Consider the following 19383-nt stretch of genomic DNA (forward strand, 5'->3'; position numbering starts at 1 on the left):
GACGTCGGCAAACGTCGGATTGTCATCGCCATCGACATCACTGATCGTAATGGTGCCCGTGGCAGTTACTGCGGTATCGCCCACGTCACCTTCGGTCACTGAGCCGGTAAAGCTTCCAGTGACTTCAGGTGCGTCATCCGTCCCCGTAATGGTGATAACAATATCTTGCTGTGTGTTATCGCTTGCAGTGAGGGTGATGGTGTCCGTCACTTGATCACCGGCATCTAAATCCTGCACGCTGTCTTGATCAAGCGTATACGTCCAATCACCGTCTACTAGCTCCAACGAGCCGTAAGTGCCTGCCTGTGTGACGTCGGCAAAGGTCGGATTATCGCCGTCATCAACATCACTGATCGCAATAGTGCCCGTGGCAGTTACTGCGGTATCGCCCACGTCACCTTCGGTCACTGAGCCGGTAAAGCTACCGGTGACTTCAGGTAAGTCGTCGGTGCCGGTAATGGTGATAACAATATCTTGTTGTGTGTTATCGCTTGCGGTGAGGGTGATGGTGTCGGTCACCTGATCGCCGGCATCTAAATCCTGCACGGCAGACTGATCGAGGGTATAGGTCCAAGCGCCATCTACTAGTTCCAACGAGCCGTAAGTGCCTGCCTGTGTGACGNGACGTCGGCAAACGTCGGATTGTCATCGCCATCGACATCACTGATCGTAATGGTGCCCGTGGCAGTTACTGCGGTATCGCCCACGTCACCTTCGGTCACTGAGCCGGTAAAGCTTCCAGTGACTTCAGGTGCGTCATCCGTCCCCGTAATGGTGATAACAATATCTTGCTGTGTGTTATCGCTTGCAGTGAGGGTGATAGTGTCTGTCACCTCATCACCGGCATCTAAATCCTGCACGGCAGATTGATCGAGGGTGTAAGTCCAATTACCGTTCACCAGCTCTAGCGAACCGTAAGTGCCGCTCTCTGTGGTATCGGCAAAGGTCGGGTTATCGTCACTATCGACATCGCTGATCGCGATGGTGCCCGTGGCAGTTACTGCGGTATCGCCCACGTCACCTTCGGTCACTGAGCCAACAAAGCTACCGGTGACTTCAGGTAAGTCGTCGGTGCCCGTAATGGTGATGACGATATCTTGTTGTGTGTTATCGCTTGCGGTGAGCGTGATAGTGTCGGTCACCTCATCACCGGCATCCAAGTTCTGTACGGCAGACTGATCGAGGGTGTACGTCCAAGCACCATCTACTAGCTCCAACGAGCCATAAGTCCCCGCTTCTGTAGTATTCGCAAAGGTCGGATTATCGCCGTCATCAACATCACTGATCGCAATGGTGCCCGTGGCAGTTACTGCGGCATCGCCCACGTTGCCTTCGGTGACTGAGCCAACAAACTCACCACTCACTTCTGGCGCATCGTCGGTCCCCGTAATGGTGATGACAATATCTTGTTGTGTATTATCGCTTGCGGTGAGGGTGATAGTGTCCGTCACTTGATCACCGGCATCTAAATCCTGCACGGCAGACTGATCGAGGGTGTAGGTCCAGTTCTCACCGACCAGCTCTAGCGAACCGTAAGTCCCGGTTTCTGTGGTATCGGCAAAGGTTGGCGCGTCGTCACTATCGACATCACTGATCGCAATGGTGCCGGAGGCAGTCACCGCCGCATCACCTTCATTACCTTCGGTGACCGAGCCAACAAACTCACCACTGACTTCTGGCGCATCCTCGCTACCAGTAATAGTGATAACAATATCTTGTTGCGTGTTATCGCTCGCAGTGAGGGTAATGGTATCGGTGACTTGATCGCCGGCATCTAAATGCTGCACCGCAGATTGATCAAGGGTGTAAGTCCAGTTGCCGTTCACCAGCTCGAGCGAACCGTAAGTGCCGGTCTCTGTGGTATCGGCGAAGGTGGGTGCATCGTCACCGTCGATATCAGTGATCTCAATGGTACCGGTGGCAGTGACAGGCGCATCGCCCACATTGCCCTCGGTCACGGAACCGACAAAGCTACCGGTCACTTCTGGGGCATCCTCGCTACCAGTAATAGTGATGACAATGGCTTGTTCAGTGCCATCAGAGGCTGTCAGGGTAATGGTATCCGTCACCTGATCACCGGCATCTAAATCCTGCACGGCAGATTGATCGAGGGTGTAAGTCCAATTACCGTTCACCAGCTCTAGCGAACCGTAAGTGCCCGCTTCAGTGGTATCGGCAAAGGTCGGATTATCGCCGTCATCACCATCACTGATCGCAATGGTGCCCGTGGCAGTGACAGGGGCATCGCCCACGTCACCTTCGGTCACTGAGCCGGTAAAGCTTCCAGTGACTTCAGGTGCGTCATCCGTCCCCGTAATGGTGATAACAATAGCTTGCTGGGTGCCATCAGAGGCGGTGAGAGTAATGGTGTCCGTCACTTGATCGCCAGCATCTAAATCCTGCACGCTGTCTTGATCAAGCGTATACGTCCAATCACCGTCTACTAGCTCCAACGAGCCGTAAGTGCCTGCCTGCGTGACGTCGGCAAACGTCGGATTGTCGTCGCCATCCACATCACTGATCGCAATGGTACCGGTGGCAGTTGCTGCGGTATCGCCCACGTCACCTTCGGTCACTGAGCCAACAAACTCACCACTTACTTCAGGGGCATCCTCTGTCCCCGTAATCGTGATGACAATATCTTGCTGTGTGTTATCGCTTGCCGTGAGGGTGACGGTATCAGTGACTTGATCGCCGGCATCTAAATCCTGCACGGCAGACTGATCGAGGGTATAGGTCCAAGCGCTATCTACTAGTTCCAACGAGCCGTAAGTGCCTGCCTGTGTGACGTCGGCAAACGTCGGATTGTCATCGCCATCGACATCACTGATCGCAATGGTGCCGGTGGCAGTTACTGCGGTATCGCCCACGTCACCTTCGGTCACTGAGCCGGTAAAGCTTCCAGTGACTTCAGGTGCGTCATCCGTCCCCGTAATGGTGATGACGATATCTTGTTGTGTGTTATCGCTTGCGGTGAGGGTGATGGTGTCTGTCACCTCATCACCGGCATCCAAGTTCTGCACGGCAGATTGATCAAGCGTGTAAGTCCAGCTGCCGTTCACCAGGTCGAGTGAGCCATAGGTACCTGCCTGTGTGACGTCGGCAAAGGTTGGCGCGTCGTCACTATCGACATCACTGATCGCGATGGTGCCCGTGGCAGTGACAGGGGCATCGCCCACGTCACCTTCGGTCACTGAGCCGGTAAAGCTTCCAGTGACTTCAGGTGCGTCATCCGTCCCCGTAATGGTGATGACAATATCTTGTTGTGTGTTATCGCTTGCGGTGAGGGTGATGGTGTCGGTCACCTGATCGCCGGCGTCTAAACCTTGGACAATGCTACTGTTATTGTCGAGCGTATAAGTCCAGGAGCCATTCACCAGTGATAACTCACCATACTGACCCGACACATTGCTATCGGAAAAGCTTGGCGCATTGTTACCATCTGCATCCGAAATACTGAGAGATCCTGTCGCTTCTAAAATGCCGTCTTCGACCACGTCGCCAAGGGTTTGGCCGCTAATTACAGGGTCATCATTTGTGCCTGTGATAGTTATCGCGATCACTTGGCTGCTGCCGTCTGACGCGGTCACAGTGAAATTATCTGAAACCGCATCGCCCTCGCTAAGAGACTGCACCGCATCGCTGTCTGCGGTGTATGTCCAGTTGCCATTGGTGAAGACGAGCTCACCATACTGGCCGGATTGCGTGCTATCGATCCACGTTGGGTTATCGTCGGGGTCGGAAATTGACAAGGTTCCGGAAACGGAATCTCTGGCTATCAAACTTCCGTCAGAGCCATCGATTTCTCCCTCCGAGAGGGTGCCTGAGGTATCACCTGTGATGGATGCGGGATCGTCAATACGTTCCACTGCTGAGGTGAAGGTTTGAGAGGTGCTCGCTTCGCCGTCTGAGGCGGTGATTGTAAATGTCAGCGAGGCGATATCTAGTGCATCGTTATTGATTGCATCTACGCCTGCCTGAGTGAGAACAACATTATTACCCTGCAACTCGACATAGTTTTGTCCACCGTCAGTCAACGATAGGGTGAGGACATCGTCTTCTATATCCGTCGCCGTTACAGTGCCGACGGTATCGCCGGCCGCGACCGCATCCTCAGTGACCGATATGGCAGAAAATTGCAGCGTCGGAGCATCGTTGACGGGATTAACGGTGACCGTGATATCGGACGGGATTTCTGCTTGGCCATCGGAAACAATGACTGTGAGATCAAGATCGCCATTGAAATTGGGCGGTGGTGTGATGACGATATTACCAGACTCATCTTCGTCGATTTCGACATCTGGATTGCCACTGTTGATGGAAACAATGGTGAGGGTATCGCCGTCTGGATCGTTGATTTGCTGCAGTATTTGATTGGGCGTCAGCACCAGGGTTTGATCTTCGTCGGTACTGAAGGTGAGCGATTCGGCGCTCGGCGCTTCATTGGTATCTGCGGCAGGGAATACGGCGTCAGCACTTGCCAATCTTAGTGCGGTTAGAGCAAAAAGCTGTTCGTCGGTAATGCCACCATCGGGGTTGGTAATGCCCTCAGTTTGGAAACCCGCAATGATCTCGCCAATACGGCCGTTCGCTTCAATGATTGCCATGGCCGTGATCGCAGAACCTGAAGCCGCCGCACCGGCTGCGGTGGCGGCATCTTCAATTGCATTGGGATCTTCACCGCGTTGGATGGCTTCAATGATTTCAAGCACATCCTCAGGTAAATCTTGTACCAGCGTATCGTCTTCATCTTCGCCGACAAGCAAGGCAGATAAGGCGAGGTTGGCATCGACACCATTCTCAAGGCGCACTGAGGCAGGCTCGTTGCCCACCGCGGTGACGAGCTCTCCCGTCGAAACCGTTTGATTTGCCTCTATCTGACGCACTTGGCCATCAGGTTGAACGGCAGCAACCGTTCCTTGTGTCTCGGTGACTTGTGTCTCTGTCGCCATGCTGTCGGCTCTCCTCGGCAACTGCATCACGCCAACGTTTTGATTTATATTCAATTACGTCACTTTATCAACGCGCTGGACACAGTTTGGTGCACGATCGTTACATATTCCCTTTATAAATATAGTTAATAGTTGGCAGTGGCGTATAAAAATTGAGCGACTCAATTGAGAGGTAAGGAGAGAAAAAGCCCTTGCGTTGGCAAGGGCTGGGCTGTTTTAACAAAGTAAGGCTTAGAGCATTGGACGATGAAGGGTTAAGTACCGATTACGCCACCGTCTTCTTTGGTGATCATGATGACCGAAGAGCGAGGAATGGCGTCACCGCCTGCAGGGAAATGGGCGCCTGGGTGTTGTACACCCACAAACATAGTGCGTGAGTCGGGGGTAAAGGTCAGTCCCGTGATCTCACACGATGTTGGCCCGGTAAGGAAGCGACGAATTTCCCCCGTTTGCGTGTCGGCACACAGCATTTGGTTATTGCCCATGCCAGCGAAGTCTCCCTCGTTGGAGTAATCACCGTCGGTTTGAATCCAAAGACGACCGGCACGATCAAAGCCGATACCATCTGGGCTGTTAAACATGTTGTCTTTATTAATGTTATCGGTACCCGCCATCAATCCAGATTGCTTTTCAGGATGGCCGGCCATCACGAAAATGTCCCACTCAAAAGTAGGCTGAGTATGATCGCCTTGGGTCGGTGCCCAGCGAATAATATGGCCATACGGGTTTTTGGTGCGTGGGTTGGCCGCATTTAATGGTTGGCTGTCTTTCACGCCACGGTACTTGTTATTGGTGAGGGTGCAGAAGACATGCTTGTTGTCGGCGTGCACGGCGACCCACTCAGGACGATCCATGGTGGTTGCACCCACTTGCGTCGCGGCTTCGCGGGCAAAAATGAGCACGCTGGCTTGGTCGGGAAAGCCATTTTCTGGGGTCAGGCCATTTTTACCAAAGGTGAGCTCTAACCACTCCCCTTGACCTTTGAGCTCGTCGTCGCTGCCGGTAAATTTGGCGACATATAAGGTACCGTTCTCGAGCAAATCGCGATTAGCGCTACCTTTACTCGGATCGTATTTTCCCTCAGAGACAAATTTATATAGGTGCTCGCCACGTTCATCATCGCCCATATACACGACAACATGCCCATCATCATTGACCGTTAGCGCGGCATTTTCGTGCTTAAAGCGACCCAGTGCACTGCGCTTTTTCGGGGTTGAATTGGGGTCCATAGGGTCAATTTCGACCACCCAGCCGAAGCGGTGGGGCTCATTGGGGTGCTTGGCGACATCAAAGCGCTCGTCGTGCTTGTACCAATCGTATCCCCAATCGGTATCGCTGATGCCATAGCGCTGATAGGTTTTGCCCAAGGTGACGGTTTTTTCGCTAGCAAAATAGCCATTAAAGTTTTCTTCACAGGTCAGATAGGTGCCCCAAGGCGTTTCGCCGTTGGCACAATTGTTAAAAGTGCCGAGGATCATTTTACCCGACGGATCAGCCGCGGTTTTGAGCAGTGAATGGCCGGCGGCGGGACCTGTCATTGCCATTTCTGTATAAGCGGTAATACGACGGTTTAAGCGACCTTGCGGATTGATTGTCCAGCGACCATCGACTTTTTTGAGTTCAACCAAAGAGACGCCATGCGCCGCTTGCGATTTGCGCGCATCATCGGCTGAGATGTTTTCTCCACCGTGCGTAAACAAATACTCATCGTTGATATACTCGTTATTGACCGCGAGCAGGGCGCGATCATTGGCGAGCGGGAAAAATGTCATGCCATCGTTGTTGTCGCCAAACTGCTGAGCTTGCGCATCGGCATTGTTTTGTTGGGAAAAAGCAGGCGCATTAGTAAAGATAGGATCGCCCCAAGACACCAGTACGTCTGCCTTATAGCCAGCAGGTACCTTGACTGTATCAGCGGTTGAGGTTGGGATTGCGTCAAAGCCTATCAGTTCACTTTTGCTCATGCTGCCAGCCACTGCTTTGGCAACAGGGTTAGCGGCAAAAAAAGCGACCGTACTAGCGGCGCCCGCGCCTTGTAAAAAGCGGCGACGACTTACGGCGGCATCAATAAAGCGATTGAATTCGGGTTCTGCGTCCAGCGGACGTTGGTCAATATGCTTGCTCACGACAATTATTCCTTTCTGTTCGTTATCGTATTTATGATTTAGGTGATAGCGATGCGCCAAAAAGTGCATCGCAAAGCCGGTCGAAAGTGTGGCGAGGCAATATGAAAACGGGGTGACTGCTGGGTGACAGTCTTGGGACAGTGAAGGAAGCTGGTATCAAGATCACGTATTGGTTGGTACAGGCCAATTAGTGTTGGTCAAAGTAATCTTTGCGTCGGATGTATTTATCCATGTAATGATACGCGATGGGGCGTGCGAGCCAGCTAAATAAAACCCTGAGCACGCGAATCAGTGACGACGTGTCGGTATAGATTTTGTTCTCATGTAGCCATAGAAGCCGACCGACATGCCAATACAGAAAAGGAATCCCGGGTAAGAAGGTAATGATGTCGACATCACAACAGATACGATAAGTTTTGGTATGAAAGGGATAATGCCGCTTAAAACGCCACATACCAGCGGCAGGCTGACCAAAGGTGACGATGCGTTTAATAGCACTGCCCATTTGTGGTTGAAGCATCGCCGCGGCAATAACCGCCATCGCGCCGCCTGACGAATGACCAATAAAAGAGACTTTTTTGTTGGCCTGAACCAAAGGCGAGAGGGCGGAGCAGRGTTTATCGAGCACCGTATCGCCGTCTAAGGAAGCCATATCCGCCGCTTGTGCGACATCAGCAAACTGGCTCGTGGTCATAGCTTGGTAACGACGCTTGTGCTGTTGCCAGGGTAAACTTTTTTGTGTCAGTAAGTAGTGAAATCCCCAGTGTACGTAACAATAAGTGTTTGCCATGCGAATACGCTTAGGACCACAGGCACAATTTACTAGCCAGTCCCACAAGGTTTGCGAGCCGCGAAATACCACCACCACATCGTCGTCATCTCGCCAGAGTACACGAATAATACAGCGCCCCCAGCGGTCGTAAATATCACGTCGTCCATTCGGACTGAAGCCGTATTGCGTGTGATTAAAAAAGGTAGGATAAGAGGCGCGGCATAAAATGGCATACCGCTCGTATTGATACCGCTTTAATCGCTTCATGGTGAACCTTGTGTCATCGTCATGGGCCTAGGCTAGCGAATAAACGTGACGAAATAGCGAAAGCAGTGTGGGATGATCAATCAATAGACAAACTCGGATCTCGGCGCGTGCCTGGATGATTAATAATTGGTGAGAAAAGGCTCGAGGTGTGTATCGTAAGTCAGGGCTTGGATAGGGCCTCGGTGTGTGATCAAAAATTCAGCATTGGTACAGTTCCCGACACCGATAATGACTTGTACCAGCAAACGTAAATCCTTTAACCAACGTTGAGACTGCTCTTGGCTCCAATCGTCACGATACAGACTCATATGATATTCCACCCACCAGTAGGCGCCACGAATAAAGGCTTTCATCACTGATTCGGCAGCCAATATTTGCTCGGCGGTACCAGAGAAATCAAAATCAGGCGAAATGGGCTTGCCTTGTGTAAAAGCCACATAGTTACGGCAATGACGGAATAATGCGAGCTGAAGCCCTGCAGCGGAGTCGTAATGGGTAAGCGCCAAAGTGGTTACGGGGAGGTGTTTAATTGACCGACGGAATAACGCGGCAGTGCGCTTCCCGGGCATAAGGTGCTCAATGGCATAAAACAAATCTAAACTGATAAGCTGATTACGCAAAGCAACTCTTCTCTCTCTGATTCAACCGCATCATCCTGCCTGAAATGGCGTGTCGAGTATACAGCACTGTGGATTGAAATGAAGMAATAAACCTYMATYACTCAAGCCCATAACGYGCTTTYAGYTCAGTRAYCTTGGCWTKRTTATCGGCTAAAAATTGGTTAAATTCTTTAATCAGTTTTGGATAGTGAATTGTYGAAAGGTGACGAGTTCCTTTCACATGTGGGAGGGTATCATCAAACTTTACCGAGCCTTTTTTGAGGCCCATTTGGTCAAGATAAAACTGTGCGACGTCAATATTGGCGTAGCCGCCATCAACGCGACCACTGATTACCTTCATTAACAGCGAATCATATTGATAGCTTTCATCGACACGTATTTTTCCGGCGCTGATACGTGATTGATAAGGGTGGGGAGTGAATCCGGCTACCACACCGAGAAAACGGAATTCATCCAAAGGCCGGCCATAGTATTGGTCAATAACCATGACGCCATCCGTGTAGCTCACCACAGGATCACTGTATGTCACACTGACCTTTTTTTTAATGTCTGGGCTCCAATCTGGACTGTCTGGATATTTCAGATCGACAGCGCCCTCGACAAAGCGGTGGTAAAGGCGTCTTAGGGGAAGCGCTTTGTAGACGAAACGGTAGTGGTATTCATTGGCAAACATATCCAACAGCTCTCGGTTAAAGCCAGAATAGTTACGGTTAGAGTAGGCTGAATACGGGTAATACTGTGAAAAACTCTGTACGCCAACCACATACGTGGTCTTAGCGCTCACCGGCCATGCAACCGCTAGTGTTAACAGCAACGCCCACACTCTTTTCATCACTTACTTAACCTCTTATCAGTTCTGCCTCTATTCATTGTAGCCATTGCGTTTGAACCTGTCTTTGAGCCTTGTTCTGTTATTTTACAACACCCACTTTCATCCTCTTTTTTCTTCCGACGCTTCCGTGTTGAGAAATCATTCGGTTATCGGTCACATTTTGCCCGAAAAAATTTGAATGAACATTCGGTATGTTTTATTTTTTCATCTGGACTTTCACTTTTGATCAAAAAACGATGAACAAAAACGAAATTGCGTCGCGTGCTATGCGCCAACACATTCTTTCGACAACGCTAGAAATCGTTGGAAATGAGGGGCTTGCTGCATTAACGGCGACAAAACTAGGGAAGAAAGCCGGAATCAGCAAAGGGGCGCTGTATCATCATTTTGACAATCTTGATGCCGTCAAATATGCAGCGGTTGATGAATTAATCTCTATGTTTCTTGCCGTGGCCGAGCMTGCAAATTTTGATGATTTTGAGAGTTATCTCGAAGTGACAGGGGATACCTTGTACCTCACCATGCAATGTGAGCCTTATGCGATGAAAGCGATGTATAGCTTTACAACCCAAGCCTTATTTGATGAACAGTTTAGGGTGGCTATTCAGCGCTTTTCTCAACATGGTTTAACGGAATACACGCGTGCGATTGAGTATTTTTATCAGGGGAAGATTCCGCAGCATCAGATTGATACGGCAATTCGTGTCGTGGATGCCTTTTTCCTTGGTGCTGGTTTGCAAAGTTATGTACTGCAGGGGGATGATAGATTTCGTCAAAACTGGGCGTTATTTTCGCAAATGCTACTCACGCAACTGGGTGAGCGATAAGGCGCCATGATGACATGGCGCTTAGTTATTGTGCTTAGATTAGCTCTGCGTTGTGGTAGACATTTTGGACGTCGTCGCAGTCGTTAAGCATATCGAGGAACTTTTCAAAACGTTCAACATCCTCGCCGCTGACCTGAGTGTCGATTTGAGGCACAAAGGTGATCTCTTCAAGATCAATCGGCGTGTCGCCAAGATAGTCACTTAGCGCATTTTTCACTTTGAAAAACTCTGTGTGAGGGGCAAAAATTGTAATGATACCCTCGTCTGCTTCGATGTCTGACACATCCACATCAGCCATGACCAAGGCTTCAAGCGTGCCTTCCTCATCATCTCCTTTAAACTGGAAAACAGCTTGGTGCTCAAACATATGAGACACCGCACCGGGCGTGCCAATTTTCGCATCGTTTTTCACAAAGCACTGGCGTACGTCCATATAAGTACGGCTGTTATTATCCGTTAAGCAATCAACAATCACCGCGCAGCTGCCAGGCCCAAAGCCTTCATAACGCGCCACTTCATAGTTTTCGCCACCTGTGCCATTGGCTTTATCAAGCGCTTTGTCGATCACATGACCTGGAACCTGATCTTTTTTCGCTTTCTCAATCAAACGACGCAGTGATAGATTGCTCTCAGGATCGGAGCCGCCATTTTTAGCACATACGTAAATCTCTTTACCGTACTTTGAATAAACCTTAATTTTCGCGCCCTGGGTTTTCGCCATTGACGCTTTACGAACTTCAAAACTTCGTCCCATTCGGAATCTCTCTTAATAACGCTTACGCAGAAACGGGTTGATTCTACCAAGAGAGTGATCCTTTGCACCAGTAAATGCACTGACCTTGAACAAAGTCAGTGCGATTAGTACTCAGAGCACGGTATGCCGCTTAATTAGGCTTGTTGGCACTGAAATTTTTGTGTGTGACCTTTTAGTGTATGAGAGAGTTCGCTGAGGTTGTGTGTGGCTTGCGTGATTTGGTCCATGGCTTGACGGTTTTCACCGGTCATGGTGTTAATGTCTTCTAAGTTCTGATTGATTTCAGTTGCCACGAGAGACTGCTCTTCTGAGGCACTGGCCATTTGCATCGCCATGTCTGCAATTTCGTCCACGGCGTTCACCGCTTGTTTGAGCGATGATAAGCTTGCTTCTGCGCGTTCCGACACATAATTGGCGGTCGTCGCACTCTCTGAGATAGCCTGCGTCGTGGTGTTAGAATTGTGTTGAAGATTTTCAATTAGCTGTGTGATTTCGCTAGTGGCTTGTTGCGTGCTTTGTGACAGCGTTCGCACCTCGTCGGCGACGACCGCAAAGCCGCGACCCTGCTCACCCGCGCGTGCCGCTTCAATGGCAGCGTTCAATGCTAACAAGTTGGTTTGATCTGCAATTTGGCCAATAGTTTGCAATATGCTGGAGATATCCTCAGCGCTTTGCCCGAGCGCATCGGTTTTTTCTTTGGCGTGATTGAGACGCGTGACAAGACCTTGCATCGCATCGACAGATTCGGTCACTTGTTGGTCTCCGCTATGGATAAGTGAACGCGCCTTTTCGGTGGCATCCGCTGTCGAGGCGGAGCTGGAGGAAGTTTGATTGGCAGTCGCCGTCATCTCTTCCATTGCTGCCGCCACTTGTTCTGTTCGTGCGTTTTGCGCTTCAAAATTAGTGAGCGTTTGCACACTTGACGAGGACAGCTGCTCAGCGGCAGCAGCTTGCTGGTTAGTGGCACCAATAATGTCACACACCATGGTCGTGAGGTTTGTTGCCATCGCACGCATGGAGCGGTAGATCCCTGTTGCTTTAGGGCTAGCGTCAAAGCTTACTCTTAGATCGCCGTCGGCAATCGTTTGTACTATCTTGGCCATCTCAGCCGGTTCGCCACCTATCGGGCGGGTAATCGAACGTGTTAACAGAATGGCAGTGACTGCGATCATGGCCACCGCAATTACCAACACGGTGACGATGAGTCCTTGTAGTTCGTTGAGTGCTGCAAACGCCTCTTTGACGTCCATTTCCGCAATGATTGCCCAGCTGAGTCCACTGACGGTTAGCGGTGCGTAGGCAGAGAGCACGGGGTTACCGTTGTAATCGTTAATGACATCAATGCCTGTTTCGCCTTGCATCGCACGCTCAACGGCAAGCGTCTCAACGCGACCTTGTGCGGGGTGCATAAATGAGGCGAAGACCGATCGATGCTCGGCATCTAAGAAGGAGTCTGATCGCATCAAGTTATCAGGGCCAACGAGATAGGTTTCGCCTGTGTTTCCCAGTCCATCTCGCTCTGCCATAATGGCACTGAGCTTATCTATCGGGAATTGATAGGCGAGCACGCCAATCACGCTACCGTTGTGATAAATCGGCGATGCCATAAACCCTGCCGGCGCGTTGTTCGAGGCTGTGTAGGGCGAAAAGTCAATAATCACGGTATCGCCATCCGCTAAGGTTTTCGCTTGACGGAAAGCGTCGGCCAGGCCAGAGGTATTAAACAGACCTGTTGTTAGCGACGTGCCGAAATCAAGTTCTTTGGAGGCGGAGTAAAGGATGTGTCCTTGGCTTGCTTCGATCATAAAGATGTCGTAGTAGCCAAACTTTTCCTGAACATCACGTAGATAGGGATGGATGGCTTGGTGAGCTTGATCGTACTGAGGTAATTGGCCACTGGTTTGGTATGCGCCTTTTTCTCCCATGGGATAAAGGTTGTCGACTAAGTAGGCTTGTTGTAGCGCCACTACTTGTGGCGTTAGGTTGTTCACCAAATCTCTCGCCTTGGGGAGTGATTCTGTGCTGATCTCATCAAGTGGGTCAATGAGGTGACGCTGATAATAGCTGGTCAGTTGTGAACGTGTTTGGGCGGTACGAGAAGGAAGTGTGTCCATGGCATCAATCATGCTGGCCATGGCGTTGGACACGGAAGGGGTTTCCGCGGTGGTAATTATCTGCCCTTCATCGGTTTGGAAATAGCGTGTGACCGCTGATTTTTTTACCTCTCTCAACGCTTCAAGCTGACTAAACGTTTGATGCTCGAGTGACGACGAGGCGGTATGAAGAGAAAGCAAGCTAATGATTAACGCGGGGAGGCAACCCACACCCAGTAAGCTGACTAGCATTTTATATTTGAGCTTCATGATCTCACCTCAACGCCACATTGGCTAAAAAACAAGCAGTCTGTTGAGTAAGGATAGAAGCTTTTGGCAAGAGTGCATGGAAATCTAGTCTTTTTGTCTCCTGCTTACGAATAAAAGCCCCGCATTCGGCAGGGCTGTATTAAGGCTACTCTTGGCTTAAATGGCTGGCATAGAGCTTGGGCCTGCGGTGTTTCAAATTCGTTACCGAACCTCGTTCATGCAGCATTTTGAGCTTGTCTAAATCGACGTCTGCAAAAATCATCATCTCGGTATTGGCATTGGCTTCCGCGAGTGTCGCATCGTGCGGAAAATAGACATCCGAGGGTGAAAATACCGCAGACTCAGCGTACTGGATGTCCACATTATCTACCCGAGGAAGGTTGCCCACGCTGCCGCCGATCGCGACATAACACTCGTTTTCAATCGCTCGTGCTTGGGCACAAAGGCGCACGCGTAAATAACCGTTCTTGGTATCGGTCCAAAAGGGCACGAATAGGATCTGTACACCTTGCTCAGCAAGAATACGCCCCAATTCAGGAAACTCGGCGTCATAGCAGGTGAGAATACCAACCCGGCCCGCATCGGTTTCAATGACTTTGACCGTATCCCCGCCATCGATCACCCAGTCACGTTGTTCGTGAGGCGTAATATGGATTTTGTATTGCTCATCAATGCTACCGTCGCGGTGCATTAAATAGGAGACGTTATACAGTTTGCTATTTTCCAACACGGGCATACTGCCAGCGATAATATTGATGTTGTAGGTGACGGCCAATTGCGAAAAACGTTGCTTAATCGCCTGGGTAAATTCACTGAGAAAGCGAATTGCCTCGACGGAGCGCTTATCAGGTGCAAGCCCCATCAATGGTGCACAGAAAAACTCGGGAAAGAGCGCGAAATCTGACTGGTAGTTGGCTAAGGATGAGACAAAGAATTCGGCCTGATTCAAAAGATCATCCACTGAGAGCACATGACGCATCTGCCATTGCACGACCCCGAGGCGGACGATGGTTTTTTCAATATCATGCACGGAGGATGCATCTTCTTCATAGAAGAAGTTATCCCACTCCAACAGTGTGGCATAGCCCGCCGACTTATCGTCTTCGGGCAAATAGCGATTCATCAAACGCTTAACATCAAAGTCATTAGATAGCTGGAAAGAAAGGATCGGGTCGTGAATCTCTTTTCTTCTGACTTTATTAATATAATCCGTCACCGAAACATCATTGTGTTTGTGATAACCAGGTATACGGCCGCCGGCGAGGATCGCTTTTAGGTTCAGCGCCTGACACAGATCTTTTCTCGCTTCGTAAAGTCGACGGCCAAGGCGATGGCCACGATAATCAGGGTGTACAAACACGTCGAGGCCATACAGTGCATCCCCTTTTGAGTCGTGGAATACCACACCGTCATCCGTGATAATGTCGGCATAGGTATGCGGAAGTGAAAAGCGGTTGTAGGATACTTTTAGCGTTAACGCGGCGGCGACGATTTTTCCATTATCTTCAATGCATATCTGGCCATCCGGGAAAGCGGTGACCAGTTGCATGATCGTGCTCTTAGGCCAAGCACCGCCGACATCCGGGAAGACGAGATCCATCAACTCTGCTAAGGGTTGATAGTCGCTGACTTCAATGACACGCAGATTCAGTAGCGTGGCGGTGTTCTCATCCATTACACGTTCTCCTATTACGGGCTGAACGCCTATTATGACAAAGATTGACGCTCGAGATAACGTTTAGGCAGAGAAGGATTATCAGTTTCTTGGCTGATGGGCGATTGGTTGGATGTTGGTGACACACTGGAGGGCGCATCACGATGTTCAGTTAACGCAAATTCTACACGGTTTCGCCCGCGGGCCTTGGCTTCATATAAAGCCGTATCTGCGCACTCAAATAACTGGTTCATCGCAACATATTGCATTTGGCGCTTGATGCCGACGCCGATACTCACCGTAAACTGGATGTGATGGCCATGTTCGGTCGTCACCTGGCATGCCTCGATTTGTCGTTTCAGCTGTAGCGCTATTTCTTGTACGCGACGCACAGACTGGCCACTGAGTAGCAAAATAAATTCTTCACCTCCCGTTCTGGCGCAAAACGCCCCTTCTTGTTGGGTGATCCGTTCTAAGTGTTGGCTGAAAGCGACCAATACCTGATCGCCAGCAAGGTGACCATATACATCATTAATACTTTTGAAGTTATCCAAATCAGCAAGGATAAGGGCATTCGGCTGGTTAGAAAGGAGACACTGTGCGGATTGCGTCATAAAGGCGCGTCGATTCGGAAGCTGTGTCAGAGTGTCACGGAGTGCAAGTTGACAAAGTGTGTACTCCAGTCGCTCAAAACAAAGGTAAATGAAGGTCATAAACTTGACGAACTCGGCCATTAAGATCAAGTAATACACGGCGATATAACGTTGAGATAGGCCGGTGTTTTCCATCGGTGTGTCAAAGGCGAAGTAGGCACGAAGTCCATAAAGTATCAGTAAGAGGAAGAGCACGGATGCATAGAGAGTAAAACCTATCCGCTTTCTCTCTGGACTCTCAACAATGAGTTTTAAAACCGCAAGGTGCATTGCCACGTAGAACGCACAGTACCAAGTAATACGGAGCGCAAGCGGAATATGATTGGCAAGAATCAGTGTATAAACCCCTACACCCAAGAGTGCTGCCAGCGAAGCCGTCCGCCACGACGAGGACGTGCCCACGAAGGATTGCGTGCCTAACCACACCAGAATATGAGAGCAGATCGCGGCTGTGGTGCCAATCCAGACGAGCCCCGACGTTTCGGTGACATTGCCAATGTTATACACCGACGTGCCCGTTGAGATCAGCAGACAAGCCAGTCCCCAAAGCTTGATATCTTTGTGCTGATTAAACTGCCACCCAATCAACAAAACGCCAATGGTGAGTAGCCAGAACACACTGATGTAAGCCAGAGTCAGTGTGGGAAGGTGAAGATTAAACACGTGACCGAATCCATCCGATAAAGGCAAGGGCGTTAGACGCCACCAACGAACCAAAGTCAGTTATACGACTGACAGCGGTATAATATATCAGACAACTGTCTGACTTTTTATCGCTCAACGTCTGGTTCGTCGGTTTTTTACCCAGCTAAGTGGATGGATTACAACGACTGTTGGGTAAAAAGCCAGACTGCGAGTGCCGCAAAAACCAATGCCATGATTTTATGCTGATACATTTGGACACGGGTATTGGTGAGCATTGCACTGCCAAGCTTGCCGACTATTGCCACTAAAAGCAGATTAAACGCGAGCCCTAATAGGTTGAGGAGAAGACCAAGCGTTAGTAATTGCGTGCTGGACGAGGCTTGAATTTGATGCGAGATAAACTGCGGTAAAAACAACACAAAAAACAGTAACGCCTTTGGGTTCAATAGGTTGGTCATGACCGCGCGTTTATAGAGGTATTTGCCCATGCCTTGATGATGCGCGAGCTCGGCGCTGTCTGTTGGACGGGCGCGCCACGTATCGACACTCATTTTGAGTAAATACGCTGCCCCCACGTATTGCAGAATGGTTAAGGCCGTTGGCGACATCGCAATCATGGCCGATACGCCGGTTGCGGCTAACACGGTAAGGATCAATCCTGACGTTGCATTACCCAAACTTGCGGCCATACCAACCCGTCTGCCATAGCTGAGACTTGCGCTCACGATTAGCAACATATCCGGTCCGGGCACCAGCAAAAGTGCGACAACCGCGGTTAAATAAACGGGGAGCATATTGGGGTCGATCATAAAGGCACTACAGCTATCAAGATAAAGTGCGGAATTTTACCTTTTAGTTAGACTTTATCAACATTGATAAGTGATTAAGTTGGTTTTTAATCGCAAGGAAGGGGTTTAGGCTAGCTTATAAAACTAAAAAACCCCCTTAGGTAAGGGGGTATGGTTTTTCGCTTGTCATATGCACCAGGGTCTTAAGCGGCCCGAATGGTTGGCTTAGGCGTAGGCTCTTCGATAAAACAAGCGTGTAGGGCGCAGATCGACGCGTGGTAGAACTTATCAAGTACTACGTATTGCACGTCCACATCGCGCATCGACGAGTGAGCTGCTTTAGGGTTTATTTCTGCGTCAAGCAACGCCAGCATACCCTTGCTCATGGTTTGGTTTGAGTCGATACGACTACCAATGACAGAAATCAGTGCGACCATTTCACCCGTGATCTTCGCTTTCGGGTAGAGCTTCTCAACACGATTAATCACCTTATCTTGACTGGCTGTCTTGCCGTCTAAGTAGTAGGTAATTGAGTTGGCATTCATCTCTTTACTGATGAGCTGCACGTTCTCTTCGCGAATGATTTCCATCACGTCATAGCTGACCTGATCAACATGCCCAACCATTGATTGGTCAAAGATGTGGAGAGCTAGCACCTTATCTCGACCGGCGATGATCTCGATCTCTTTGTCTTTTGGACGATATTTGTGAGAGATCACCGTACCCGCGTGCTCAGGCTCGAAGGTGTTTTTCACGACCAATTCGATACCCACAGCGCGCATACCAGAGGCTGCATTCGGGTGGATGGCTTCCATCCCTAAGTTAGCAAGCTGGTCAGCCACATCGTAGTTACTGAGGCCCATTGGCTGTACACGCTCTGGACCTACAATGCGAGGGTCGGCACTGCTTAGGTGATATTCTTTGTGGATCACCGCGCTACTTGCTTTGGTTAACACGGCAATCCGGCTGAATGTCATTTCACTGTAACCACGGTCATAGGTCTTCATCAGACCTTCATCACAATAGACGTAGCCGGTAACGATGGGCAGCTCAGTACTGAAGTCAATGTCTTCCATAGCATTGGCGATCACCGTGTTGAGGTCGCCTTTGCCTTCATCGGGGTTATCCCAACCAGAGAGGTCAACAAATCGTGAGTTAATTCCCACACTTTCGAGCAGTAGCGTTGAGTTGTGCGCACTGTGCGCCTCGCCGATAGAGGAGAGGAACTCACGAATTTGTGGTAGATAGCTTTCCAGAGAAAACTGCCCATAGTTACAGGTTTCGAGTATACCTTCGATACAGCTATGTGCTTTTTCCATGCGTTGGCGGATAAAGTTATCAGCACGCTCACGGTATACAGGATCGGGGAACATATTGCTGTTAATGAGCAGCATACGTTGCTCTAACTCGTCCATCGCATCACGCCATTTAGGGTTATTTGCCGCGAGAAGGCGATAAATGCCGGGCTTACCCGAACGCTTACATTCCAGCAGTGCATCCGTGATGCCAGCGTAAGCAGAAACGACAAAAATGCGGTTGTACGGGTTTGACGGGTACAAAAAGATATTATCCATGACAGCGTCGTAGGCTGACATCGACGTACCGCCGATCTTTTCAACGGTATGATTCATGTGAGCTCCTTGTGGGCTTTTATGAATTAGGGAGTCGATTGGGTTTACAGGGGCAGCATCCGGCTGCCCCATGACGGTTAATCGACTAATGGATAAACACCGTTCTCATCGTGCGTTTCCTGCCCAGTAATAGGTGGGTTGAACACACAGGCCATGACCATATCAACACCTTTGTTAGCACGAAGCTGGTGTTCGTCATGTTTGTCTAGGATATACAGTGTGCCAGGTTTAATAGGATAAACCTTGCCGTCATCCGTGGTTTCAATTTCACCTTCACCTGACATGCAATACACAGACTCTAAGTGGTTCTGGTAGTGAATGTGCGTGTCAGTGTTGGCATAGATGGTGGTAATATGGAAAGAAAATCCCATATTATCATCGCGTAGCAGCATGCGTACGCTTTCCCAGTTTTCAGCCACCACACGGCGTTCAGTTTTCTGGCATTCTTCTAATGTACGAACAATCATGTTTATTCCTTCAACGTCTCTTCGTTAAGCGG

General features: G+C 49.9%; 13 protein-coding genes. 1 reads left to right on the top strand and 12 read right to left on the bottom strand.

The genetic code is table 11. The features are described 5' to 3' along the window. From BZG73_RS16280 to BZG73_RS13755, 5 genes are all read right to left on the bottom strand, one after another. A partial coding sequence (locus tag BZG73_RS16280) for a VCBS domain-containing protein (protein ID WP_201247911.1) occupies positions 1-594 on the bottom strand: 594 nt, incomplete at its 3' end. After that, entirely contained in the window at positions 585-4979 is a 4395-nt protein-coding gene (locus BZG73_RS13740) for a VCBS domain-containing protein (protein ID WP_077668597.1), read from the bottom strand. The genes BZG73_RS16280 and BZG73_RS13740, both read right to left, overlap by 10 nt. A gap of 227 nt (positions 4980-5206) precedes the next feature. Next, the gene (locus BZG73_RS13745; protein ID WP_369795718.1) at positions 5207-7078 is read right to left on the bottom strand and encodes a PhoX family protein; all 1872 of its coding nucleotides are present in this window, start codon (positions 7076-7078) and stop codon (positions 5207-5209) included. 187 nt (positions 7079-7265) lie between these two features. Further along, on the bottom strand, positions 7266-8117 hold the full coding sequence (locus tag BZG73_RS13750; RefSeq protein ID WP_077668599.1) for a lipase family protein: 852 nt from the start codon (positions 8115-8117) through the stop codon (positions 7266-7268). Positions 8118-8236: 119 nt separating this feature from the next. Further along, positions 8237-8737: a hypothetical protein gene (locus BZG73_RS13755; protein ID WP_046075991.1), complete on the bottom strand. Its 501-nt coding sequence runs from the start codon at positions 8735-8737 to the stop codon at positions 8237-8239. Between the two features lie 1023 nt (positions 8738-9760). Here BZG73_RS13755 and BZG73_RS13765 point away from each other — a divergent pair. Further along, positions 9761-10396 carry a TetR/AcrR family transcriptional regulator gene (locus tag BZG73_RS13765; protein WP_077668601.1) on the top strand — a complete coding sequence of 212 codons (636 nt, stop codon included), beginning with the start codon at positions 9761-9763 and terminating at the stop codon, positions 10394-10396. A gap of 34 nt (positions 10397-10430) precedes the next feature. Here BZG73_RS13765 and BZG73_RS13770 read toward each other — a convergent pair whose 3' ends face one another. The 7 genes from BZG73_RS13770 to BZG73_RS13800 form a co-directional block, all read right to left on the bottom strand. Further along, positions 10431-11150 (bottom strand): YebC/PmpR family DNA-binding transcriptional regulator, encoded by a 720-nt coding sequence (locus tag BZG73_RS13770; RefSeq protein WP_046075989.1) that lies wholly within the window; start codon positions 11148-11150, stop codon positions 10431-10433. A gap of 134 nt (positions 11151-11284) precedes the next feature. Continuing rightward, positions 11285-13513 carry a methyl-accepting chemotaxis protein gene (locus BZG73_RS13775; RefSeq protein WP_077668602.1) on the bottom strand — a complete coding sequence of 743 codons (2229 nt, stop codon included), beginning with the start codon at positions 13511-13513 and terminating at the stop codon, positions 11285-11287. 145 nt (positions 13514-13658) lie between these two features. Beyond that, positions 13659-15188: a bifunctional GNAT family N-acetyltransferase/carbon-nitrogen hydrolase family protein gene (locus BZG73_RS13780; RefSeq protein WP_077668603.1), complete on the bottom strand. Its 1530-nt coding sequence runs from the start codon at positions 15186-15188 to the stop codon at positions 13659-13661. A 32-nt stretch (positions 15189-15220) separates the two neighbouring features. Next, positions 15221-16483 (bottom strand): GGDEF domain-containing protein, encoded by a 1263-nt coding sequence (locus BZG73_RS13785; RefSeq protein ID WP_052708153.1) that lies wholly within the window; start codon positions 16481-16483, stop codon positions 15221-15223. 158 nt (positions 16484-16641) lie between these two features. Beyond that, positions 16642-17274 (bottom strand): LysE family translocator, encoded by a 633-nt coding sequence (locus BZG73_RS13790; protein WP_046075986.1) that lies wholly within the window; start codon positions 17272-17274, stop codon positions 16642-16644. Between the two features lie 182 nt (positions 17275-17456). Continuing rightward, positions 17457-18884: an aspartate kinase gene (locus tag BZG73_RS13795; protein ID WP_046075985.1), complete on the bottom strand. Its 1428-nt coding sequence runs from the start codon at positions 18882-18884 to the stop codon at positions 17457-17459. A 77-nt stretch (positions 18885-18961) separates the two neighbouring features. After that, positions 18962-19351, bottom strand: coding sequence for an ectoine synthase (locus BZG73_RS13800; RefSeq protein WP_046075984.1), 390 nt, complete (start codon positions 19349-19351; stop codon positions 18962-18964). Between the last annotated feature and the right edge of the window lie 32 nt (positions 19352-19383).

This window comes from Salinivibrio siamensis, from assembly GCF_001996005.1.
GTDB lineage: Bacteria > Pseudomonadota > Gammaproteobacteria > Enterobacterales > Vibrionaceae > Salinivibrio > Salinivibrio siamensis.

Coding starts and splice junctions, on each gene's coding strand:
- BZG73_RS13800 (WP_046075984.1), bottom strand. CDS start 19,351: ATGATTGTTCGTACATTAGAAGAATGCCAGAAAACTGAACGCCGTGTG.
- BZG73_RS13775 (WP_077668602.1), bottom strand. CDS start 13,513: ATGAAGCTCAAATATAAAATGCTAGTCAGCTTACTGGGTGTGGGTTGC.
- BZG73_RS13790 (WP_046075986.1), bottom strand. CDS start 17,274: ATGATCGACCCCAATATGCTCCCCGTTTATTTAACCGCGGTTGTCGCA.
- BZG73_RS13780 (WP_077668603.1), bottom strand. CDS start 15,188: ATGGATGAGAACACCGCCACGCTACTGAATCTGCGTGTCATTGAAGTC.
- BZG73_RS13770 (WP_046075989.1), bottom strand. CDS start 11,150: ATGGGACGAAGTTTTGAAGTTCGTAAAGCGTCAATGGCGAAAACCCAG.
- BZG73_RS13795 (WP_046075985.1), bottom strand. CDS start 18,884: ATGAATCATACCGTTGAAAAGATCGGCGGTACGTCGATGTCAGCCTAC.